Raw genomic sequence first — 22,794 nt, 5'->3', positions numbered from 1 at the left:
CTAATCATTTATGCCTAAAACAGCTTCTAATTTCTCTTTTAAGACTTGAGGAGTGAAAGGCTTAACAATATAGTTATTTACTCCAGCTTTAAGTGCGGTAATAACTTCTGCTTTACCACCTTCTGTTGTAACCATAATAATAGGAATATCTTTAAATCGTTCATCAGAACGAACTTTCTTAACTAAATCCAAACCATTCATCTCGGGCATATTCCAGTCTGTAATCAACACTTTAACATCAGCGTTTTTATCCATTTTATCCCAGCCTTCAACACCATTTTCGCCTTCTAAAATATCATTATAACCTAGTCGTGCCAAAGTATTTTTTATAATTCGTCTCATAGTTGAACTATCATCAACAACAACCATTTTCAAGATAAACTCCTTAAAATTGCAACTAATTATTTCGCTTTTGCTAAATATAATAATAGCATAAATTGCTACTTACAATAATAAATTTTTACGAATTTCCAAATTTTTGGAAGGCTTTTTGTAGATCGATTTTTCTTTCATAAAACGCCTTACCTACAATCACTGCTTTAATTCCATTATCTTTTAATATCTGCAAATCTTCTAGACTTGATAAACCTCCACTAGCAATAGTAAAAACTCCGCTTGCTTTAGCGATTGCTTGGGTAAAACTTATATTAATCCCCTCAAGCATTCCATCTCGTGCAATATCTGTGCAGATAATAGCCTCTATCTTGCTCCCTAAAAACTCTTTAGCAAAGTCTTGGGCTAAAATACTTTGTGTATCTCCCCACCCATTAATAGCAACTTTTCCATCTTTTGCATCAATCCCTATGACAATAGGATATTTCTCCGCCATAGCTAAAGCAAAATCTAGCTTTTGTAATGCAATAGAACCTAAAATTACACGGGTAATTCCCATATCTAAATAGCCCTTAATGGTATCCTCATTCCGAATCCCGCCACCCACTTCAATTTTTAGCTTACAATCCCTGCAAATTCGTTCAATAATGGCTCTATTCTTGGGTCTCCCCAAAAAAGCACCATCTAAATCGACAATATGGAGATATTCCGCACCCAAATCTTCAAAAATAGCACAAAGATTTAAAGGATTTTTATCATAAATTTTTGCACTTTGCATATCGCCTTGTTTTAATCTTACAGCATAGCCATCTTTTAAATCAATTGCGGGGATAATTTGCATTTTAATCCTTTAAGTGTATAAAATTTTGTAAGATTTTTAAGCCCACATTATGTGATTTTTCTGGATGGGGCTGAATCCCAAAAATATTATCCTTTTGCACCATAGAGGCAAATTCCATACCATAGCGACTAACGCCTATAGCATTGCTAAGATTCCTCACACAAAAGCTATGCACAAAATATAAATAAAACTCTGCGGGTACACCTTTAAAGAGGGGACTATCTTGATACCTTTTAACAAGATTCCAACCCATATGCGGTATCTTCTCCTCCTTTTTTAATCCTGCAATCTTAAGAACCTCGCCTTCTAACAAACCAAGCCCTAAATGCTCTCCAAACTCCTCACTCCTTTGAAATAAAAGTTGCATTCCAAGACAAATCCCTAATAAATACTTCCCACTTTTTACATATTCTAAAATAGCCTCTTGCATACCACTTCTGCTTAAATGCTCCATAGCATCGCCAAATGCACCAACACCAGGCAATACAAGTAAGCTACACTTTTTAAGACTCTGTGGATCTTCTATAATAACTGCTTCTTGATTGAGCTTTCTAAAAGCATTTTGCACACTTGCTAAATTCCCAATTTTATAATTAATAATCCCTAACATAGACTCTTGCATTAACCTTTACGCACTACTGCTGTAAATTTAACATAAAGCGACAAACCAATTAAAAGTGAAGTAACACCAGCAATTAAATACACCGCATAAATTAACTTATCAGGCTCTGTAATTGTCATTTTAAAGACAAGCATTAAGGCTTCAATTGCTAAAGCAATGATAATAGAACCTAAAAATCGAATCATTGTTTGATGCACAACTTTAGAATCTTGGGATTTATGCCTCCCTAAAACTTCTTCTTCGAAAATAGCACTCACTAAATCAAAAATCGCTAAAGAAAGTGTGATTAAAATCGTAGCTTCAAAAACATCTTTAATATCTAAGTTATTAAAATTCCCTAAAGCATCCCACATACTAACACTTCCTTTAACAAGCAATAAAACACAAATCGCAAAAAGGGCTAAAGACATTACAAAATAAACCATTTTTCTAAAATTTGAAGAGATGCCAAAAAGAAAAGTTGGATTAACAAGATGGGGGATTTTCTCTAAGGGTAAATCTATACAGGCAACATATATAAGCTCACCCCTATCATTATATAAAGGATAGGCTGCTGTTACAACTAAAGTCCCACTCGCCACAGAGGGGTAAGGGTCGGTTAAAATACATTTCTTCTCTTTAATAGCACGATAAAAATAAGCCCTATCATTGTGATTCTCTCCTTTTTTACATTTCAAACTTGTATTGCTTGTAATGCCATCAATAACTAAATTTCCAGCAGAATCTAAAATATAAAGTAGCTCAAAAATACCGACTTCTTTTTCAATTTTATGCAATCCCTCAATAATTTTATTAAGCTCAATATAAGGGAGATAATTCTTAATATTGCGTTGGAATAAAAAACATAAATACGCTCTAATCTCATATCTTATTTCATTGAAATGCAAAATCTCTTTTGATAACATACTTTTCCTTATAAACTTTCAATTTGCTGCGTGATTGTATCAAAAAATATCCGATAATATGCTTTATCTTGTGGGAGAGCATCTCTCCAATGCAATAAAATATTTTGATACTCTTGCACACTTAAATTCCCGGATAAAAGCTCATAATTAAGGTATAATCCATAGGTATTTAAAACATCACTTTGACAATAGGTGTTAATCTTTTCATATTCTTTTTTATAATATAAATCAAGCACCATATCCCCACAAACATCAAACTTACCCGGAAACCCTACAAGATTTGCTAAAACATCAAGTTTCAATCCTCTAGTAGCACCATAATTCCCTAATACATCCAATAAATCGGTATGGAATCGCTCACTATACCTTTGGCGATAATTTTCCCATTTACTCTTATTAAATTGCAGATTCTCTACTTCAAAATAAGCATTAGCCGATAGTTTATACTTCATTGCCCTAAGTAATAGCATTGGCATATCAAATCCCCTACCATTAAAGCTTACAAGCTTAGGTTGATGTTTATTTAAATACTCCAAAAACCCTTTAATAAGCGACTTCTCTTGCTCCTCTTTAGTATTCCCAACACTTGAAAAATTCCCCACTTTCTTAAAGTTTCCATATTCATCACAAAAAACCGCAGCAATAGAAACAACTTGATGATAACAAAGGGGTAAAAACTCACTACCACTTAACTCCTTTTGTATTTTTTGGGCTTCTTTACTAATCTCTAAATCATCTTGTGTAACTATATCCCTACTTTGAAACTCACTTTGAAAAGTTTTTTTAATCAATGCCACATCTGGGATAGTCTCGCAATCAAAAACCATTACCATAACAAACATCCTTTAAAGTAATTTTAGTTAAAATCTTACACAAATCTACCAAAAAGGAAAAGTATGCTACTTGGAGTAAATATTGATCATATAGCAACTTTGCGTGAAGCAAGAGCTATTAATGACCCCGATCCTTTAGAGGCCATTTTCATCGCTAAAAGAGCAGGGGCACACCAAATCACGATACATTTACGCGAAGATAGACGGCATATTCACGATTTAGATATTCAAAATATTCTACAATCTTCTTTTTTACCTGTTAATATTGAATGCTCTATTAATCCCCAAATTATAGAATCTCTCTTAAATCTTAAACCCCAAAGGATAACCTTAGTCCCTGAAAATAGAGAGGAAATAACAACAGAGGGGGGATTAGATATTCAAGCAAACCTCCAAAGAATCCAAGAAATCATACAAGCTTTTCATTGCATTGGCACCGAAGTTTCACTTTTTATCGATACTGATATTGCACAAATTTGTGCTGCTAAAGAAGTTAGAGCAGAGATGATAGAACTACACACAGGCACTTATGCGAATTTGCATTTAATGCTTTTTTCAAACCTCCCTAGAACCCAGCATAGCCTCAAAAGTTTAGAGATTCCAAGAGCATCTTTAAAAGAGCTTTATGAAAAATCTATCCAAGACTTACAAAATGCCGCAAAAGAAGCTAAATGGTTAGGATTAGAAGTCGCTGCAGGACACGGCTTAAACTATCATAATCTAAAACCTATTCTAAAAATCCCAGAAATCTTTGAATTAAATATCGGACAAAGTATTATTGCTAGAGCTATTTTTAGTGGATTAGAACAAGCCATTAAAGATATGCTTACCTTAATGCAAAATAAAGAGGCTAAAGACTAACTATAGAGGGAAAACGCACAGGAATTCCTTCATCTCTCAAAAATTCCTTTAACTCTATAATGCTTATTTCTTGGTAATGAAAAATAGAAGCCGCCAAAGTAGCATCTGCACCATTTCTAAAAGCCTCAAGGATATGCTCCTTACTCCCTGCACCACCACTTGCAATAAGGGGTATATCTACAAGGCTAGAAACTTCCCTCAAAACCTCTAAATCATAACCACTCTTTGTCCCATCACAATCCATACTTGTTAGCAAAATCTCTCCAGCACCGCGATTATAAACTTCTTTTACCCATTGCAATAAACCAATCTCTGTATTTTTTCGTCCTCCGTGTGTATAAACCTCTAGTTTTGCGGGGTTACTTGCATTTCTTTTTACATCAATGGCTACTATTATACATTGAGAGCCAAATCTCTTTGCACCTTGCGTGATTAAATCAGGATTAGCAAGAGCAGAAGAATTTAAACTTACCTTATCACAGCCCACATTCAAAAGATTATACATATCCTCTAAATTTCGGATTCCGCCACCAACACTTAAGGGAATAAATATTTCTTTAGCAACTGCTTTTACTATCTCAAGTGTAATGTTACGATTATCACTAGTAGCGGTAATATCTAAAAAAACAATTTCATCAGCCCCCTCATCATTATAACCTTTAGCTACCTCTACAGGATCTCCTGCATCTTGCAATCCTAAGAAATTTACCCCCTTGACTACACGTCCTTCTTTAATATCCAAACAAGGTATAATGCGTTTTGTCAAGGGCGAAAACATCAATCTAAAATTCCTAAGACTTGGTAAAGGGGAAGTTTTTCCATAAACTCTTTGACTACTGCTTCAATTTTTTTGATATTTTCCGAATCTTTCTCAATAACAACGCCATTTTCTACAACTTTCTTACCATACTTCTTAAAGAGTTCAAAGGTTTTTAATGCAAGCTTATGTTTATCTTTATCCTTATCCTTGTCTTTAACATTTTCTATATAGGTTTTCATAATCAATTGCTCTATAATGCCCACCCCAATGCAAGAATTAATAAGAGGAGCAGCTACATAAACATTTGTTTCATCGTGAAGTTGTTGGTTAAATAAAATCTCATTATAGGCTCTTGCACGATTCTTGATTGTTTCATCTATGTTTTGTGTAGGGAAAAGCATACCTTGCTTAATTAAAACTAGCACTGATGTCACTAAACTTGAAAAATCCATATCACACTCTTGCATAATCTCTGAACTAGACTTTGGTCTATAAGATTGGGATTGCAGATATTCTAAAACTCTTTTATATAAATCTTTATCTAAAGACAAAGTCCCAAGCACTACATCCATATCACTCTTAAAAGCTGTTATAGGCGTTATTAAAACAAACCTTGTATTTAAAATTCTTTGCATAGAAACATTTTGCCCAAACCTATATATTCCTTTGACAAAAATATCACCTCTAAAATTACGATTGACACAATAATCCTTAAGCTGCTCTCTAAAGATAGGATCGGCTATGCCGCTTAGAAACTCTCTTGCCTCCTCGCTTAAATTACAACCATCTAAATGATCTAAGGGATCTGTATTCACAACATAAGAACATTTCACATTCTCCATCATTTTAGCAATCTCATAAAAATAAAAGACATTCCATTCTGCATTTAAATATTCGTGTGCTAGATAAGTAATGTCTGAATTTTTCATATCTGAAATTCTTGATATAAAATTACTAACATCAGGATTTCTCATAAAAAGCGGATTAATCTTTGTAAATTTAGAAAGAAACTCTATACTCCTTAAAAGACGATCACTAGCATTGACATCAATACTACGGTTTAATTGGTGGTGTAATGATAAAATCTCTTTAATAGAGAGAGCAAAAACTTGTTGGGGGAAGCAATTATAGCTATTATAAACAACCCCACCAACTTTTAGAAACTTATAAACAATCTCTAAAATAATATCTCTGTTTTCCTTAGAAATCCAAGAAAAAATCCCGTGAAAGCAAATATAATCAAAGGTTATTTTTTCTTTCTCTAATCTAGCCAAACACTCTTTGAAACTTTCATTATACAAAGTAATATTATCTGATTTAGCATAGGTATTTGCATAAGCCATATGCTCAGGATTAAAATCTACGGCACTATAACATCCCCTGCTCGTAGCAGCGTGAATATTAACACTAATCCCCATACCAAAACCAAGTTCTAAGTAATTAAACTCTGGAGGGGGGGATATATCCTCTGCCCTCTCATCTATGGTATTACTTTTAATACCTGCTAAAGCTAGATGAAAATTCATTAGCAGTGGATTTATAGCACTATAATAACCTTTAGTATAAGAAAAATCTGAAAAGTAACCTTCATTCCAATTTTGCATTACTTAGTCCTTAAATTTTTGCTTTATTATACAATAACTTTAGTTTGCTATTTTTTAATATTTCCTTAAATAATACGTCTATTTATTCTTTACTTATTATGCTTTACTTAAACATCATTCCTTTAAATAATTTTATTTTGTTATTCATCTATAAATCTCACATTTAAAACTTATTAAAGTTTCACCAAAACAGGATTCCACGCTTTAGAGCTTAACATTACCAAATCCCCAATTTTTAACCCCTCAATCTCCTCACTAGATACTGTAATTTTTACAATATTATTCCCTGCTAACACAGAGATAACAAAAACTAAACCGCTCTCCACTATGTCTAATACCACACCATTTTGTAAAAACTTGCCACTAGGAATCTCATTTAAAAAAACCTGCTCGGGAGGACCTTCTTTATCAACTCTTCCATTACTTAGATACAAGACATAATTAGAGAGAGAAAATACTTCACTAAAGTTATGGCTAACTAAAAAAGTGCTTAATCCAAAATGCCGATGAATCCCCAAAAGCTCTGTTTGAAGATTCTGTGCAGTTACTAAATCTAAAGCGGAGAAAGGCTCATCCAAAAGTAGAACTTTAGGCTTTCTCACTAAAGCTCTAGCTAAAGCTACCCGTTGTTGCTGTCCTCCACTTAAAGCATTAGGCTTGACTTTCCTTAAAGTGCCCAACTCTACCATTTCTAAAAGAGTTTCAACAATCCTTTTATCCTCCCCCTTAGGCAGAGCAAAATAAAGATTCTCCTCTACACTCATATTAGGAAAGAGTGCATAATCTTGAAAAACAAAACCTATTTCTCTCCTTTGTGGAGGAATATTAATCTTAGAATCAAACCACACCTTTCCACCCACTTCAATAAATCCACAATCAGGATTGACAAGACCAGCTAAAATCCTTAAAATCGTAGTTTTTCCTGCACCACTTTTGCCAAAAAAGGTAATGAGTTGATTTTCCTCTAATTGCGTATCTATTTCTAAAGATAGATTTCCCTCTGTGCTATGCAGTTTCTTTTGGATTTTTAGGGTTATCATAAAGATTTTCTTTTCTTGAGATAAAAAGTAAGGAGCAAAATACAAAAAGTTATGATAAAAAGCGTTAAGGCGTATTGATTAGCTAAAGCATAATTAAGGGATTCTACCTCATCATAAATAGCAATACTAGCAACCCTAGTTTGACCTTGTATATTCCCCCCTATCATCATCACCACACCAAATTCCCCGATAGTATGGGCAAAAGCTATGACTACCCCCATCCAAATAGAATGCGAAATATTAGGCAATAACACCCTTAAGAGTATGCTTAAACGACTTTTTCCTAAAGTCAATGCTGCTTCAAAAAGTGATTTTGGCAAACTTGCAAAACCCGCTTGAATGGGATTAACCATAAAAGGTAGGCTAAAAATTACAGAGGCTAAAATCAACCCTTCAAAACTAAAAACTAGTTTAAGATTAAAATGTTCTAATAAAAAACCACCAAAGGCATTTTGTGGGCTAAAGGCAAGTAATAGATAAAACCCTAGCACACTTGGGGGAAGCACTAAAGGCATAGAGACTATTGCTTCTAAAACAGAGGTTATCTTACTTTGAGAAAATGCTAAAAAATACGCTAAAGGAATAGCAAAGATTAAAAGTAAAAATGTAGTAATAGTAGCGACTTTAAAAGTCAAAAACATCGTGGATAAAAAACTACTAAACTCCATCATATTCTTAAACTCTATTATCTTGCCAAAACCATAATTTCACTCTCTAAGATATGCCAAAATACCTTTTCGCTCCTTATAAGATTCTTTCCACATTCATAAGAGCTTAATACCTTAATATCACCATTTTCTGCAGCTTTACATTCTAAGGATAAACGCATAAATAAATGATCATTTTCAAAAGAGAGAATCTTTGCCTCAAAAGTATTACTAACCCCTTCTATTCTACTAGCAACTACAACATTACTTTCTTTAAAACCTATGCAAATATCTTTATTTAAATAATTTTTTAAAGAAGTGCAATCTTCTAAAAGCAAAACAAAAAAAACAAATTCTTCAGCTTCTACTTCTAATCGCGAAATTCCTCCTTGTGAAACAAAAGCCTTTAATACCCCAAAAATTTTATTCAACACTATACCCAAATTCTAAGAATCTCTTTTTTGCCTCTTCACTTAAAATATAATTTTTAAACTCCAAAGCAAGTTTAGAATTTTCACCAAATTTAGGGACAATAAGGGCTTGATTGATAGGCTTATAAAGATTCTCATCAATGGCTACAAAACTCATAGTATTAGTATTAATTCCATTATCACCTAGCATAGATAAAGCAGTAAATCCTACTTCAGCGTTTTTAGATTCCACATAAGTAGTAGCAGCCCCGATACTCTCTCCAGTTACAAATTTGCCCTCCACACTCCCAAGCATTTTTGTAGCCTCTAGTGCTTCTATGCTTGCCCTACCATAAGGAGCTAATTTGGGATTAGGGATAGCAATATGGGTAATTTTTTGGTTTAAAATATCTTCAAACTTTGTGATTTTAAAATCCTTATCATTACTCCATAATACGAGTTTGCCTTTAGCATAAATTTCCTCTTTTTGTGAAGCTAATTTATCCTCATATAGCTTTGCGGGATAACTAACATCTGCAGAAACAAATAAATGCACAGGAGCACCATTTTTAATTTGCGCATAAGCCTTACCGCTTGAGAGATAAGATATATCAATTTTATCCCCTTTTCTAGACTTTAAAAAATCCTCTTTGATAGATTCTAAAACATATTTTAAAGACGCTGCACCTAAAACTCTAATTTCCTCCGCATAAGCACCATTAAAAACTAATATCCCTACTAAAACTATTTTGCTAAAAAACTTCCACATTTTCTCTCCTTAAATTCCTAAAATCACATTATTTGCCTTAAATCCAAACCAAACTTTCTCCCCAACTTCCAAATCTAGATTCTCTCTTGATTCTTCTGTAATAAGAGCACATAAAGGCACCCCATTACTATCAATTTCTATTTCAGCATTAACACTGCCTCCTTTTATAGACTTTACCACCCCTACTAAGATATTTCGCAAAGATAACTGCTTAGACTCTTCTTTAAAAACTACAACCCAATTAGATTTAATCAGTACATAGCATTGCATTCCAACTTTTCAACCAAGCTCTTTTAAAGAATGTAAAGTGATAGCACTAACAATCATTGTGTTTTCTTTCAACTTTAAAATAACCTCTGCATTGACTTGACCTTCTTTAATGGAAACAATCTCACCATAAAGCTGATTCCTAGCACTCGTTTTCATTACTACTCCTTTGAATAAGACTTAAGATTTTATCCCTTTGCTCTAAAAACTCTTCCCAAGCATAAAAATTCCTCTCCAAAAATCCTAATAATTGCTCGTGAAACTCCCTCATTTGGTGGAAGACTTCAATCATCTCTCGCCCTTTTTGTGTAATTTTAGCCCCACCACCATTTTTACCACCTTTAATAGTAAGAACTAAAGGCTCTTTAGAGAGTTTATTCATCGCATCAACACAATCCCAAGCTGCTTTATAACTCATTCGCATTTCTTTTGCCGCTTTTGAAATGGAACCGCTTTTTGCTATCCTCTCCAACAATTCAACCTTACCATATCCTAAGAAATTTTTTCCTTTTTCTTTAATCCAGATTCTGCCTTGAATTTCCATAACTAATAAAACCCCTTATTTTTGAGGATTAGGAGCAAATTATATTTAAATATATATCGATTTGTCAAGATAAAAACTCCGCAAATAGTGCTATAATTAGCAGTATAATCCAAATAAGGATATTTTATGACAATCTTATCACAAGAGACTCAACAAATTTTAGCAGAAGATGTAAAGATTTCTAGCTTAGAAAACTTAACTTTAAGCATAGAATACATTTTACATTCTAAAGAAATAGAACCCCAAAGGGTGTGTTTTCTAAAAGTTCCACAATCTTGTAAAAAATTCCTTTATAGTTAAAGATTGGTTTTGGGATGGGGAAAAACTACTTATTTACCAAGGAGATTAAGGAGAAAATATGCAAGGAAAAGTCTGGAAATTTGGCGATAATATTGATACAGATCTCATTATCGCAGCAAGATACTTAAATACTAGTGATGAGTCTATTCTAGCCTCTCATCTTATGGAGGACACAAGATCAGGTTTTATTAAAGAGATTAATAAAGGAGATATTATTGTAGGAGGAGAAAATTTTGGCTGTGGTTCTAGCAGAGAACACGCCCCTGTAGCCATAAAGGCTGCGGGTATTAGTGCAGTTATCGCTAAGAGTTATGCAAGGATTTTTTATCGCAATGCCTTTAATACAGGTTTGCCTATTTTAGAGATTAAAGAAGTGGATTCTATTAATGAGGGGGATAGCTTAGAGATTAATTTACAAGATGGAATCATCAAAAACCTTACCCAAAAAACACAATATACCTTTACGCCTATCCCACCTTTTATGTTAGAACTCCTAAAGAGTGGAGGTCTTATCCCTTATGCAAAAAACCAAAAAAGGGATTAAATAATGAAAAATTATAAAATAGCGGTTATTAAGGGTGATGGGATTGGTCCTGAAATTATCAATGAAGCCATCAAAGTCTTAGAAGTTGTTGCTAAAAAATTTAGTTTTACTCTCACTTTTGAAAATTACTTAATGGGGGGCATTGCTTATGATTTAACTAAAAATCCTCTCCCTGATGAAACTATTGAGGGTTGTTTGGGAGCAGATGCCATACTCTTTGGTGCTATTGGAGGGGATAAATGGGACAACCTACCAAGAGAGTTGCGTCCAGAGAGTGGATTATTACGACTTAGAAAATCCCTAGAAGTTTTTGCAAATTTTCGTCCTACTAAAGTTTATGATGAACTTTTAGAATCTAGTCCGCTTAAAAAAGAAATTATCAAGGGTGTAGATATTTTAGTGGTGCGTGAATTAATTGGGGGAATCTATTTTGGCACCCCTAAGGGTAGAGAAAAAAATAGAGCCTATAATACAATGGTTTATAGTGTTGATGAGATTAAAAGGATAGCCCATATCGCCTTTGAAGCTGCACAAAAACGCAATAAAAAGCTTTGCTCTGTGGATAAAGCAAATGTTTTAGATGTTTCACAACTATGGCGGGAGGTTGTCAATGAAGTCGCACAAGAATACCCAGAAGTCCATCTAAGCCATATGTATGTGGATAATGCGGCAATGCAATTAATTAAAGACCCCAGAGCCTTTGATGTTATCTTAACAGAAAACCTATTTGGCGATATTTTAAGTGATGAAGCGAGTATGATAAGTGGCTCTATTGGGCTTTTACCCTCTGCTTCTATTGGGGGAAAGAGTGCGATTTATGAACCCATACACGGATCTGCACCAGATATTGCGGGCTTAGGCATTGCAAACCCTATTGCGACCATTGCTAGTGCTAGTATGATGTTGCGTTATTCCCTCCAACAAGAAAAAGCAGCAGATTGTGTGGATTATGCTATACAGGCCACTCTTAAAGAGGGTTATCGCACAAAAGACATCGCGAGTTTTGGGGCTAAAAAGATTTGTAACACACAAGAGCTAGGAAGCATTATCGCACAAAAAATCCTTGATTAAAACTCCCCTAAAATCTCTTGGAGGGATTTTATAATATACACTACTTGTTCTTGTGTAATAATATAAGGAGGCATTAAATAAATCGTATTACCTAAAGGACGGAGTAACAAACCCTTTTTTAGCCCAGCATTAAAAACCTCTAAACCTTTCCTTACACCTTCAAATCCTACCAAATCAAAGGCAAATACCATTCCACAATATCGTAGATTCTTCACACACGCAAAGGTCTTTAAGACCTGCATTTTCTCCCAAATAAACTTTGATAGAATCTTATTAGATTCTAAGATATTATTTTGTTCAAAAATATCTAAAACCGCATTAGCACAAGCACACGCTAGAGCATTACCTGTGTAAGAGTGGGAATGCAAAAAAGCTTTATTTTCATAATAGGGTGCGTAAAAAAGATTATAAATTTCTTGGTGTGTAACCACAACAGATAAGGGTAAATACCCACCCGTAATGCCCTTACTTAAACATAAAAAATCCGGCACAACTCCACATTGCTGATAAGCAAACATACTTCCGCTTCTCCCAAATCCTACCGCAATTTCATCAAAAATAACATAGATTCCATAACTTTGCACGAGTTTGGTAGCCTCTTTGACAAAAGCTTTATCATATATATTCATATTGCCCGCACATTGTATGAGTGGCTCTAAAATAAAAGCGGCAATTTCTCCTTTATGGGATTTTAACAATCTCTCTAAATCTTCTAAAGATTCCTCATAATCGTTTCCATAAGGAGCTTTAACCCTTAAACTCTGCAATAAAATAGGCTCATAGACTTCCTTATAAATCCCTAAATCTCCAACACTTAAAGCACCCATTGTTTCTCCGTGATAAGCATTGTGTAGGCATAAAAATTTCGTCTTTTTTTCTTTTTTTAGCATATTTGCGTGAAATGCCATTTTTAAGGCTATTTCAACCGCACTAGAGCCATTATCTGCATAAAAACATTTAGAAAATTTAGAATCTAAAATGTCCATTAAACGCTTGGATAAATCAATAATAGGCTTATGGGTAAAACCTGCAAAAATGATATGCTCTAAACTCTCTACTTGCTCTTTAAGTTTTTGGTTAATATAAGCATTGCAATGCCCAAAAAGATTCACCCACCAACTTGAAATACAATCCAAATATCCCCTATCCTCAAAATCATACAAAACCATACCTTCTGCTCTTTTAATGGGAATTAAGGGGATATTTTCTTTATGATCATACATCTGTGTACAAGGATGCCAAATATAGGATAAATCTAAATCTTTTAAAAAAATATTCATGGATATTTTTATAAAAACTTTAAAGTGATTTTATAAAATCACTTTAAATGCCTTCTTTAGTAGGCTTTGCGACGACATTCCCATTCAATCTCTTTAGCAGTATAATGTGTGTTATTTGTTGTATTTGGAGATTGGGTTCCTGGATTTTGTGCTGGTGGATAAGCACCATAATGCACAACTTCAGCCTTTATAAACTTACCCATTGTTAAATCTTTAAAAGTCCCATAAATATCATTCCCAAAAGCACCACAATCATCACCTTTAATCTTTGTATAGGGCAAAACTTGAATGACTAATTGTCCGCCCCCCGGGCTTGCTAAAGTAATAGTTTTATTAATAGAATCCACAGCTGAAATTTGTCCATATACATCAAAATCATTATCAGCCATCATTGCACCTGAAAATAAGGTTACCAAGCTTAAAGCCCCAAGTATTTTTTTAAGTTTCATTTTAAACTCCTTATATTTATTTAAGATTTTGGAATATCTCCCTCTATCTTTATGCATAAAATTATAAAATCCTTTTATCAAGAAAATATGAAGATATCGCCAAATTTGTTTCAAGATAAAGCCTTTGCAATATATTCTCTAATGCTTTGCTTAACCTCTGGGATTATTACTATTTCTAGCTGCAAAACAGAAAGTGGCAACCCAAAAGTTTCTAACTTTGGAACATCCTTTTGTGTTACTAACAAAGAAGTAGCTTTAAGCCTTGCATATTCTTCTAAAATCTTTGCTTTATCAAAATAAGAATGATCTTTTAATGTAATTTTGCCAACAACATCTGGCAAATATTCATCTAGCCGTGAAGGATTAGCAATAGCGGTTAAAAGTAGCATTCTTTTAGTAGGATTTACAAGCTTTACTTCTCTTTTATAATCTATCCCCTCTTTTATTAAAATATCTGCCTTTTTATAAGCACTCTTTCTTTCTCTATATCCTCCACTTGGGATACAAAAATCAAAGTAAGGTTCTAGCTTGGGTTGAAGCAAAATATTTAATTTTTTAAAATTAAATCGGAATCCATCATCTAAAAAAATAATGCTTACTCCCCTTTTCTTAGCCTCTAAAATTCCTTTTTTTCTATTTTCACAAACTATGACTGAAGCATTTTTCAAAGCCTTAGCCATCATAATAGCTTCATCCCCTACATTTGTAGAATCTTCAAATATCTCCCCATTTACACTCACCACTTTAAGCCCCTTACTTTTGCGTCCATATCCTCGTAAAATAATACAAACCTTAGAATACTCTCTAGCAACTTCAAGTATAAAAGGGCTTTTTCCACTTCCACCTATAACAAGATTCCCCACACTGATAATCGGGATTCCAAAATCCTCATACCTTGAAAATACTCTTTTAAGGGTTGCTATAACACAATACAATGCACTAATAGGCAAAAGCACTATTGCTAATGCCTTCTGCCAAAGGCTTGGAGCATAAAAATAACGCTCAATACCTCTCATACACGACCATTTGCAAGTCTTATTACTTGCCTACATACATAATCCACATCTTTTCCACTCATTGCACTATAAATAGGCAAACTCAAAATTTGTTGATAATTCTTTAAAGAAATAGGAAAATCATTAATCCTCAATCCATATTTGCTCTTATAATAAGTTAATAAATGTAAAGGCACAAAATGCAAAGCTGTTTCAATTCCACAATCTTTTAATTCTTTTGCAAAATGATCCCGATTTTTGTCAATTTTGATAATAAAATGCAAGAAAATATGCTCTCTTTTAACTACGGGCATAGAGAGATGCGGGGCATTTTTAAGACTTTGTATATAATACTTAGCAATTTCTTGTCGTCTTTTTATTATAAAATCTATCCTTTGCAACTGACCCATACAAAGAGCAGTATCAAGATAGCTAATATTGTATTTATTCCCAATTCCTACTACATCATACAAATATTGAGGACGCATACTAGTAACCCTCTCACTTACAATTCCATGGTAACGCAACAAAATAGCAGCCTTAGCTAATTCCTCATCGCCTGTTGTTAAAACTCCCGCTTGGGCGACAGGATTAAATGAATCTAAAACAATACTAAAAATTGTCGCATAGCTTTTATGGTTCCCTATTTTTATTCCATTATAGGTTAGTCCTAATGCCATTGTAGCATCTTCTATAACTTTAATATTATATTTTTGGGCTAATTGATAAAAACACTCCATTTCACAAACTTGTCCTGCAATATGGCTTATGACAATAGCACGTAATTTTTTGCTCGCATTTTTTTCGATAATCTCTCGGGCTTTGTCAAAAGATATTTCAAAAGTATCTTCATATATATCCACAAAAATAGGTTCAGCATCAAAATGCCTTATCATCTCTGGAAACATAGGGTGGCAATTAACCGAACAGATAATCTTATCACCCCGTTTTATATCCATAGCAAAAAGGCAAAGATGAAAAGCTGCCGAACCACTAAGGGCAGAAATAGCATATTTTACTCCAATATATTTTTTAAATTCTTCTTCAAACTCATAAACGATATTATGGCTAGGATTTTCAAGCACTTTAGCAATAGCTTTCTTTTCAACTTCCGTAATATCAGGAATAAAATAAGGAATTTTTTTCATCATTTACCTCTACAAAGCTAACTCTGGCATTTTGCGTTTAAATTCCATTGCCTGCATCCTATTTAAAACTAACTCCAAAGCCTCTTTTGATAAGCCTTCATCAAGTATTTCTTCTTGAGAATAACCACTTTCTAAAAATATCATAATCCTATCTAAAACCTCATAAGAAAAGCCAAGCTCCTTTTCATCACTCTGTCCTTCATAAAGGTCTGCACTTGGGGCTTTATCTAAAATCTTCTGTGGTATTTCTAAAACCTTTGCGATTTCATAAATGTCTGTTTTATAAAGATTCCCAATAGGATTTACTCCACAAGCTAAATCCCCAAAGATTGTCCCATACCCTAGCATTCTCTCGCTTTTATTGCTGGTTCCAATAACTAGTGAGTGGTGGGTAAAAGCATAATCATAAAGACAAATCATACGCAATCTAGCGCATAAATTACCCATTCTTAAAGGATTATCGCTCAATCCTCCTAAAGTCACTAAGAATCCCTGCTGCATTTTTTCTAAAGGCAAAATCGTATAAGAAATATTAAAAAGCTTACACAACATTAAAGCATCCTCAAGACTTTGTTTAGAGGATTGTATAGAGGGCATTAAAAGAGCATGGGAATGTTCAAAAAAAGCTTTTTGGCATAAAATAGCCACCACTGCAGAATCAATCCCTCCACTTAATCCAAATACTGCAGATTGAAAACCTTTCTTTTTTGATTGTCTTTTTAAAAAATCTATTAGCTTTTCAACAATACCAACATAATCTTTCATAATAAATATCCCAAAAATGTTAAGACTTCCTTGCAAGGCTTAAGTAAATTGTATCTAAAAAATGTTTAATTACTAACATTTTTATGCTACAATACCTAGCAATCAAAAAATTGTAGTTTTAATCTTAAATTCTGTAATAATTTTAAAGACAAGGAGTAAGTATATGTTAAACAAAATAGTTCCGTTATCATTAGTATTGTGTGGTTCGCTATTTGCGGCAAATAATCTATTAGAGGTTATACCGCAAATTGGTGGAAGTTGGCATGTTGATAATCAAAGATACAAAAATGATATTGACCTTACCTATGGCATTAAATTTGCTGGAAGAGTAGCACCAACTGCACTTTTAGAAGTTGGCTATGATAATATTAAAAACGCAAAATATAGCATTCCAAATAACGATACATCAATCAACCGCTACTATTTAAATGTTGTGAAAGAGTTTGAATCGTGGCAAAATATATCTCCTTATGTCCTAGGTGGTATCGGCTATGAAGATTTATCTAGCACAAAGCAAAGTCTAGATAGTGCTCCTTTTGGTCAATATGGTGCAGGATTAAGATGGGAAACTTTTGACTATTTACACTTAAAAACAGAGTTTAGACATTTAATAAACTTTGATGGTAGAAGCGATATCGTAGCAATGTTAGGCTTTAGTATTCCATTTGGAACTTTCGCACAACAAGAAGAAGTAATAATTGAAGAAGAAGAAGTAGTAATAGAACAGCCAATCATACAAGCACCTACTTTATCGCATATACATACCTTTTCTATGCAATTCCCTTTTGATTCTTCAGAAATTTCCCCTCACTATAATGCAGAAATTATGGATTTCGTAAATTATATGAGGGAAAACCCCGATAAAAATGCTATCATTAATGGATATACCGATAATCTTGGTAGTAAAGAGTATAACCAAAAACTTTCTGAAAGAAGAGCTAAAGCAGTCAAAGATAAAATTGTAGAGCAAGGTATTTCTGCTGAAAGATTAGATGCAAAAGGGCATGGGGAAGACAATCCAATTGCTACTAATGAGACTAGAGAAGGTAGGCAACAAAATAGAAGAGTTGAAGCAGAAGTTTATCATTAACTTTAAATTAGAAATTAAGATTTAATATGAAACCAATAATAGATAATAATGTCGCTATCTATATCCCTGATATAGAACTAGAAATGAAACAAGCCAAGCAAATTTGCGAAGTTTTAGTCTCCAGTAGTGCTACCATTCGTAGTCTTTCATTAAAAGCTATTTATTTTTCTCTTGAAAACATTCAAACTTTTGATGAAAGCTCTCTTATGTTGGTAGCAAAAGCATTGCTTGCTATGCAAAATAAGATTAGCATTGCAGTAGCCTTTATCGGCTACAACTCCAAACAATATATCAAATTAAAATCTCTATTACCCAATAAAAGTCTTCCACTTTTTAAAACAAGATCTATGGCAGACTTATTATTGGGACTAAAAATGCCCTCACTCAATCAAACAATCATCTACTATGAAACAGATGGAATGATTCAAACTTTAGTCTCTCAAGAATTAAAAGCTAAAGGCTATGAAGTTCTCTCTATAAATACTCCACAAGAGTTTTCAGAAAAGAAAAAGGAATTTTCAGATAAGGCTTTCTATCTCTATGATGTCTATTTTGATGTTGCAGCTAACTTTATTCCTATTTCAATCAATAATGGAATAGTAACTTATACACTCTACAAAAAAGTAGATAAAAATATTGCCTTATCTTTTAATACCCAACGTCATAATGCAAGGCTTAAAGAGGGTTATAAAGTTTTCATTTTTGATGCGAGCGAAACACTTAATTTTGATAATACACTCTTAGATTTTATTATGTCCTTAGCCCTTAATGGTAAAAAGTTTGATGCCCATATTGCAATTTGTGGGTTAAAGATTTGTTTTACCGATAAGGATAAACTCGATTCTTATAAACGTGCTCAAATATCTTTCTTTGATTCTGTGGAAGAATGCAAAAAAAATCCAAAGATTCAAGAATTAGCCAAACAATACCAAATAGCTGAACAAAAGAAAAAAGGACTAACTAAACATTTAATGGCACAACTTCCTATTTTTATCAACGCAAGCCTTGAAACACTCTCTTCACTCACAGGTGGAGAAGTTAAAAGATTAGATTACAAAATAAAAACCTATACACAAACAGGTGAAAAAAATATTATGGGTGCAACTATTAGCTTTGAAGGGGATATAAGTGGAACCCTTGCTTTATGTTTTGGTGTTGAAATTGTAAAAGAGGCTTCTACTATGTTATTTGGAGAAGAATCTCAAAGTAATGAAGAGCTTTTGGATGTAATTTCAGAATTTGCTAATATCATAGCTGGACGCTCTAAAGCAATTCTAGCAGAACACAATATCTCTATTGGTATATCTTTACCAAAATCTTACGCTAGCGAGGAAGAAATGGCTAACTTACTTGCAGATAAACAAGGCATACAAATTAATCTATCCCTTAATGATAAACCTTTAAATTTATTCCTTACCTATTAAATAACGTTCTAAAATCATTAGGGCAGCAAGGCTATCTAACTTTCCATCTTTGCTTTTAAATCTCTTGTTTCCTCTTGCTTTCTCTAATGCTTCTACTGAACTAAAAGATTCGTCTATAAAGCAAATTTCAATTTCTTGTGGGAGATTTAATAATCCTATAAAATGTTTGATTCTCATTTCCATATCAGAATTACTCTCTTTGGGAATCCCAACCACAAGAATATCAATCTTATTGCTTATCACAAAATCTTGTAAAGCCTTTGCAGCTTGATTCCGATTTTTTCTTAAAATTGGAGTAATGGGTAAAGGGATATTTTGCACATATTTTGCTAAACCTATGCGTTTAAGTCCTACATCAATAGCTAAAATATTTTTCATACTACTTCAATCCTACCATTATTTCTCCTTATTTTACCCTCTAATTCGTATTCAAAAATTTTAGCACCAAATTTCAACAAGGCTTCATCAAAAAATGGATTATGCTTACAAAACTCTAAAACCTCATCTTTAGACTGATTATTCACTCTCTTGCCAAAAAGTTTCTCCAAAAATTCATCAATATTCCAAATAATCTCTGCTAAACCCTCTTTAGCAAGGTATTGGGTTCCTTCACTTTCACCTAAGCGGTGGGGGATAACATAGATTTTTTTCTTTAGAGAAAGTGCATATTTAACACTCTGCATTGAACCACTTTTTAAATTTGCTTGTGGAAGTATTATGCATTCCCCTAAACTCACTACCAGTTTATTACGTTCTAAAAAAGAATAAGGTTTAGGATGATAAGAAGGTGAAAATTGGCTTAAAACCAAAGATTCTTTATACATCCTTTGGATGATTTGGGAGTTCGTCTTAGGATAGATAATATCTAAAGAACTTGGTGCAATCATAATAGTTAGCGGTAAAGAAAAAGAATGAGCGATAATATCTATACCCAATGCCCCACCACTTACAATAACTATCCCATAATAGGAAATTTTTTTGGCAATTTCTTGTGTAAAATGCTGTGCATAAATATTTGGATTCCTTGATCCAAGTATTGTAACTTTACGCTTATTAAGCAAGGATAAGTTACCCACATAGTAAATTTTTTGCAAATTTAAATGCTGAAGTTCTAAGGGAACATCAAATAGTTCTTTCAATAATCTTGTTCTTTTTGAATAATATAAATAACAATATCTTCTACAAAATGGTGATAGCGGTAACCATCACTATTCCCCTCTTCTTCAAATTTATCTAAAAATCCCTCCATAGGCTTACCTTCTAAAAGCTTAATAAGCTCGATACTCTTACCAAAACGATCATAATAACGTCTTATAGTAATATCCCAATTAACATCGGCTTCATAGGTGGCATCGCTGATTTGTTGTAAATAGGCAATCTTCATTAAAGAAGCAATCTTATCTGTCCAATAAGGAATCTCCATATACTCCCCTAAAGTTATCATTACTTGTTTTGCATTACCTTCATAAGCATAAACTCTAGCAGCCTCATAAACAGTCAAGAAAATTTTAGTGAATTCTTTAAATTGCTTCATAGAACGCAATTGTTCATTATCATTAACCATAGAATAGACTTTTTTAATCTCTCTGTTTTCAATGGCCAATAAAAAGCTTTCTTTTTGTTGAATTAGAACAATTTTTTCTTGAGCAAAACGTTTTAAATTAGGGAATACCAGCAAAGTTTCAGCAATCTTTTTAGCTTCATCATACTGTAGTTTCTTTTCTAAATCAACGGCATTATCAAACATTTTCTCTCCTAGTAATAATACCTTCTTGTATAAATCTGTTTCTCTTAGGAAAGAAAACTTAAAAGTTAATGAAAAATACTCTTTAAAGTTACGACTTTTAATGTAATTATCAGCTTTAACAAAAGCGTCAGCATTATGTAAAAGTTGGGCTATTAACTCTTTTTTAGGAGTAGATTCAAAGGGTTGCAAATGCTGTTTTGCTAATCTTTCATTTAATTGTGCATTTTCAATAAGGAGCTTTTTTGCTTCAAAAAAAGCTTTATTCCAAATATTTTCAAGCTTTTCATAGGCTTTAGTTTTAACCAAAAACTTAGCTGTTTTTAACATCTCATAAGCTTTTTTGTAATTTTTATTATCAATATGCTCTAAAAAATCTTTCACTCCATCTTTTTGAGCTAGATAAAAGTCAAAGTCGCTTTTTTTACTTTCATCCACCACAAAAGGCTCCACAAGCTCTACGGCTTGATCTACTTTATCTTGATTTAATAAATTAATGGCTTCATCTAAAATTTCTGGCCAAGCTTCATCAAAAGCAGTCATTAAAGGATGAATGCTTAAAAAAATATTTTTATCAATGATTTCTCTAGCACCTTTATAAGCTTTCCTATCAATACTTTCTTTTAACTCTTCCTTGCCCTCATTATAATCGACAATCAATAATCCCCCATCAACACAGCCGATATATAAAAATCCATTAGAAAACTTCAAGGAAGCAATACCGGGACGTTCATTTTTAATTTCTATCACTTTGCTATTGTTTTTTAAAGAAAGCACATATAAAGTATCAGAACGCGTCCCAATGAGTGCATAATTTTCTTCTTCATCTATGGCAATGCTTGTAGGCCAAAAGGCAAAAGGGGTTTTTGATGAGAGTATTTTTCCTTCTTTAAGACTAAAAATAATACTATCTCCATTACGACATATTAATAATAATTTCTCACTTTTTTCAAAGAAACAAGAAGCTTCTACAACATCTGGCATTTGAAGATTAAAAGCAACTTTATGACGCAAAAAGTCAAAGATTAAAGTAAATTTATCATACCCACTAATAGCCATAAATTCATTATTATGTGAGAAAGAAATCACAGAAATATAATCTGAACGTGGCATAAGCGAAGCAATAGGTAAAAAACTCTTACCATCATAAATAAATACTCTACCATCTTGCCCACCTGTAGCAAAAAACTCGCCATTATCAGAAAACTTGCAAGTCTCTATATCTCCATCATGATCATCAAGTGTTGCTATATGTTTTATTTTCTCATTTTCATATTCTAAAATAAAAGATTTATGATTTTCATTAATAGGAATACAAAAATAAAAGTCTCGAGAAATTCCACAAGCGTGGGAATAACGATGAAAAGATTGTGCGTCTTTGGCAAAACAAAGGGTTTTTTCAACCTTTAAGTCCTCATTAATTTGTGTAATAAAAAAAGTATTATCAACACAAAAGGTAGAATTGCCTGTCTGCTCTATCGTAAGAATACTACCCGTTAATTGATGAGTTTCTTTTAGTTTTATCATTAAAATATTCCTCTCATTTTC

General features: G+C 33.1%; 28 protein-coding genes. 6 read left to right on the top strand and 22 right to left on the bottom strand.

Going from position 1 to position 22,794, the window contains the following annotated elements; translation table 11 throughout:
* The 5 genes from LS72_RS01100 to LS72_RS01080 all read right to left on the bottom strand — a co-directional run bounded on the left by LS72_RS01100 (position 1) and on the right by LS72_RS01080 (position 3,534).
* Positions 1-375, bottom strand: a complete 375-nt coding sequence (locus LS72_RS01100) for a chemotaxis response regulator CheY (RefSeq protein ID WP_138154887.1) — start codon at positions 373-375, stop codon at positions 1-3.
* A gap of 85 nt (positions 376-460) precedes the next feature.
* On the bottom strand, positions 461-1,174 hold the full coding sequence (gene hisA, locus LS72_RS01095) for a 1-(5-phosphoribosyl)-5-[(5-phosphoribosylamino)methylideneamino]imidazole-4-carboxamide isomerase (RefSeq protein WP_034553432.1): 714 nt from the start codon (positions 1,172-1,174) through the stop codon (positions 461-463).
* Between the two features lies 1 nt (position 1,175).
* Positions 1,176-1,784 (bottom strand): imidazole glycerol phosphate synthase subunit HisH, encoded by a 609-nt coding sequence (gene hisH, locus LS72_RS01090; protein WP_034553460.1) that lies wholly within the window; start codon positions 1,782-1,784, stop codon positions 1,176-1,178.
* Positions 1,785-1,795: 11 nt separating this feature from the next.
* Positions 1,796-2,701, bottom strand: a complete 906-nt coding sequence (locus tag LS72_RS01085) for a PDC sensor domain-containing protein (RefSeq protein WP_034553434.1) — start codon at positions 2,699-2,701, stop codon at positions 1,796-1,798.
* Positions 2,702-2,709: 8 nt separating this feature from the next.
* The gene (locus LS72_RS01080; protein WP_034553435.1) at positions 2,710-3,534 is read right to left on the bottom strand and encodes a 3'-5' exonuclease; all 825 of its coding nucleotides are present in this window, start codon (positions 3,532-3,534) and stop codon (positions 2,710-2,712) included.
* A gap of 63 nt (positions 3,535-3,597) precedes the next feature.
* Between LS72_RS01080 and LS72_RS01075 the strand changes: the two genes are divergently transcribed.
* A complete protein-coding gene (locus LS72_RS01075; protein ID WP_034553437.1) occupies positions 3,598-4,395 on the top strand; it encodes a pyridoxine 5'-phosphate synthase in 798 nt (265 codons plus the stop codon).
* Here LS72_RS01075 and hisF read toward each other — a convergent pair.
* The 9 genes from hisF to LS72_RS11255 form a co-directional block, all read right to left on the bottom strand.
* Positions 4,385-5,173, bottom strand: coding sequence for an imidazole glycerol phosphate synthase subunit HisF (gene hisF, locus LS72_RS01070; RefSeq protein ID WP_034553438.1), 789 nt, complete (start codon positions 5,171-5,173; stop codon positions 4,385-4,387). The two genes, LS72_RS01075 and hisF, sit on opposite strands and share 11 nt — an antisense overlap.
* Positions 5,173-6,759: a class I SAM-dependent methyltransferase gene (locus LS72_RS01065; protein ID WP_034553440.1), complete on the bottom strand. Its 1,587-nt coding sequence runs from the start codon at positions 6,757-6,759 to the stop codon at positions 5,173-5,175. Before LS72_RS01065 ends, hisF begins: the two co-directional genes overlap by 1 nt.
* 173 nt (positions 6,760-6,932) lie before the next feature.
* Positions 6,933-7,799: an ABC transporter ATP-binding protein gene (locus LS72_RS01060; protein ID WP_034553441.1), complete on the bottom strand. Its 867-nt coding sequence runs from the start codon at positions 7,797-7,799 to the stop codon at positions 6,933-6,935.
* Complete coding sequence (gene modB / locus LS72_RS01055; RefSeq protein WP_034553443.1) at positions 7,796-8,467, bottom strand: molybdate ABC transporter permease subunit; 672 nt, start codon at positions 8,465-8,467, stop codon at positions 7,796-7,798. The genes LS72_RS01060 and modB overlap by 4 nt, the downstream gene beginning before the upstream one ends.
* Before the next feature lie 17 nt (positions 8,468-8,484).
* Positions 8,485-8,877 (bottom strand): hypothetical protein, encoded by a 393-nt coding sequence (locus LS72_RS01050; protein ID WP_052087256.1) that lies wholly within the window; start codon positions 8,875-8,877, stop codon positions 8,485-8,487.
* The gene (modA, locus tag LS72_RS01045) at positions 8,870-9,625 is read right to left on the bottom strand and encodes a molybdate ABC transporter substrate-binding protein (protein ID WP_034553444.1); all 756 of its coding nucleotides are present in this window, start codon (positions 9,623-9,625) and stop codon (positions 8,870-8,872) included. The genes LS72_RS01050 and modA overlap by 8 nt, the downstream gene beginning before the upstream one ends.
* A 9-nt stretch (positions 9,626-9,634) precedes the next feature.
* Complete coding sequence (locus LS72_RS11265; protein WP_194145517.1) at positions 9,635-9,826, bottom strand: TOBE domain-containing protein; 192 nt, start codon at positions 9,824-9,826, stop codon at positions 9,635-9,637.
* Positions 9,827-9,904: 78 nt separating this feature from the next.
* Positions 9,905-10,051 carry a TOBE domain-containing protein gene (locus LS72_RS11260; protein ID WP_084590137.1) on the bottom strand — a complete coding sequence of 49 codons (147 nt, stop codon included), beginning with the start codon at positions 10,049-10,051 and terminating at the stop codon, positions 9,905-9,907.
* Positions 10,035-10,436, bottom strand: a complete 402-nt coding sequence (locus tag LS72_RS11255) for a winged helix-turn-helix domain-containing protein (protein ID WP_052087258.1) — start codon at positions 10,434-10,436, stop codon at positions 10,035-10,037. The genes LS72_RS11260 and LS72_RS11255 overlap by 17 nt, the downstream gene beginning before the upstream one ends.
* Before the next feature lie 126 nt (positions 10,437-10,562).
* Here LS72_RS11255 and LS72_RS01025 point away from each other — a divergent pair, with 126 nt between their 5' ends.
* The 3 genes from LS72_RS01025 to leuB are packed head-to-tail and all read left to right on the top strand — an operon-like array spanning position 10,563 to position 12,351.
* On the top strand, positions 10,563-10,736 hold the full coding sequence (locus LS72_RS01025; RefSeq protein WP_238700653.1) for a hypothetical protein: 174 nt from the start codon (positions 10,563-10,565) through the stop codon (positions 10,734-10,736).
* Positions 10,737-10,794: 58 nt separating this feature from the next.
* Positions 10,795-11,280, top strand: a complete 486-nt coding sequence (locus LS72_RS01020; protein WP_034553445.1) for a 3-isopropylmalate dehydratase small subunit — start codon at positions 10,795-10,797, stop codon at positions 11,278-11,280.
* Between the two features lie 3 nt (positions 11,281-11,283).
* A complete protein-coding gene (leuB, locus tag LS72_RS01015) occupies positions 11,284-12,351 on the top strand; it encodes a 3-isopropylmalate dehydrogenase (RefSeq protein ID WP_034553446.1) in 1,068 nt (355 codons plus the stop codon).
* Here leuB and LS72_RS01010 read toward each other — a convergent pair.
* The 5 genes from LS72_RS01010 to LS72_RS00990 all read right to left on the bottom strand — a co-directional run bounded on the left by LS72_RS01010 (position 12,348) and on the right by LS72_RS00990 (position 16,991).
* Positions 12,348-13,631, bottom strand: a complete 1,284-nt coding sequence (locus tag LS72_RS01010) for an adenosylmethionine--8-amino-7-oxononanoate transaminase (RefSeq protein WP_034553447.1) — start codon at positions 13,629-13,631, stop codon at positions 12,348-12,350. The genes leuB and LS72_RS01010 overlap by 4 nt on opposite strands.
* Before the next feature lie 56 nt (positions 13,632-13,687).
* Positions 13,688-14,080, bottom strand: a complete 393-nt coding sequence (locus LS72_RS01005; RefSeq protein WP_034553463.1) for a hypothetical protein — start codon at positions 14,078-14,080, stop codon at positions 13,688-13,690.
* Between the two features lie 110 nt (positions 14,081-14,190).
* The gene (locus tag LS72_RS01000; protein WP_034553448.1) at positions 14,191-15,096 is read right to left on the bottom strand and encodes a tetraacyldisaccharide 4'-kinase; all 906 of its coding nucleotides are present in this window, start codon (positions 15,094-15,096) and stop codon (positions 14,191-14,193) included.
* Positions 15,093-16,223 carry a DegT/DnrJ/EryC1/StrS family aminotransferase gene (locus LS72_RS00995; RefSeq protein WP_034553449.1) on the bottom strand — a complete coding sequence of 377 codons (1,131 nt, stop codon included), beginning with the start codon at positions 16,221-16,223 and terminating at the stop codon, positions 15,093-15,095. The genes LS72_RS01000 and LS72_RS00995 overlap by 4 nt, the downstream gene beginning before the upstream one ends.
* A 9-nt stretch (positions 16,224-16,232) precedes the next feature.
* The gene (locus LS72_RS00990) at positions 16,233-16,991 is read right to left on the bottom strand and encodes an NAD+ synthase (protein ID WP_194145518.1); all 759 of its coding nucleotides are present in this window, start codon (positions 16,989-16,991) and stop codon (positions 16,233-16,235) included.
* A 193-nt stretch (positions 16,992-17,184) separates the two neighbouring features.
* On the opposite strand from LS72_RS00990, the gene LS72_RS00985 reads away from it, so the two are divergent.
* Positions 17,185-18,078 (top strand): OmpA family protein, encoded by an 894-nt coding sequence (locus tag LS72_RS00985; RefSeq protein ID WP_238700652.1) that lies wholly within the window; start codon positions 17,185-17,187, stop codon positions 18,076-18,078.
* Between the two features lie 26 nt (positions 18,079-18,104).
* Positions 18,105-19,502, top strand: a complete 1,398-nt coding sequence (locus tag LS72_RS00980; protein WP_034553455.1) for a chemotaxis protein CheX — start codon at positions 18,105-18,107, stop codon at positions 19,500-19,502.
* Here LS72_RS00980 and ruvX read toward each other — a convergent pair.
* From ruvX to LS72_RS00965, 3 genes are read right to left on the bottom strand one after another with little or no spacing between them, the layout of a single operon-like run.
* Positions 19,485-19,880: a Holliday junction resolvase RuvX gene (gene ruvX, locus LS72_RS00975; protein WP_138154885.1), complete on the bottom strand. Its 396-nt coding sequence runs from the start codon at positions 19,878-19,880 to the stop codon at positions 19,485-19,487. The two genes, LS72_RS00980 and ruvX, sit on opposite strands and share 18 nt — an antisense overlap.
* Entirely contained in the window at positions 19,877-20,641 is a 765-nt protein-coding gene (locus LS72_RS00970; protein WP_034552989.1) for a DNA-processing protein DprA, read from the bottom strand. Before LS72_RS00970 ends, ruvX begins: the two co-directional genes overlap by 4 nt.
* On the bottom strand, positions 20,638-22,773 hold the full coding sequence (locus LS72_RS00965; RefSeq protein WP_034552987.1) for a WD40 repeat domain-containing protein: 2,136 nt from the start codon (positions 22,771-22,773) through the stop codon (positions 20,638-20,640). Before LS72_RS00965 ends, LS72_RS00970 begins: the two co-directional genes overlap by 4 nt.
* Positions 22,774-22,794: the final 21 nt, after the last annotated feature.

This window comes from Helicobacter apodemus (assembly GCF_000765745.2).
Lineage (GTDB): Bacteria > Campylobacterota > Campylobacteria > Campylobacterales > Helicobacteraceae > Helicobacter_D > Helicobacter_D apodemus.
This window is presented reverse-complemented; position numbering and strand designations above follow the sequence as displayed.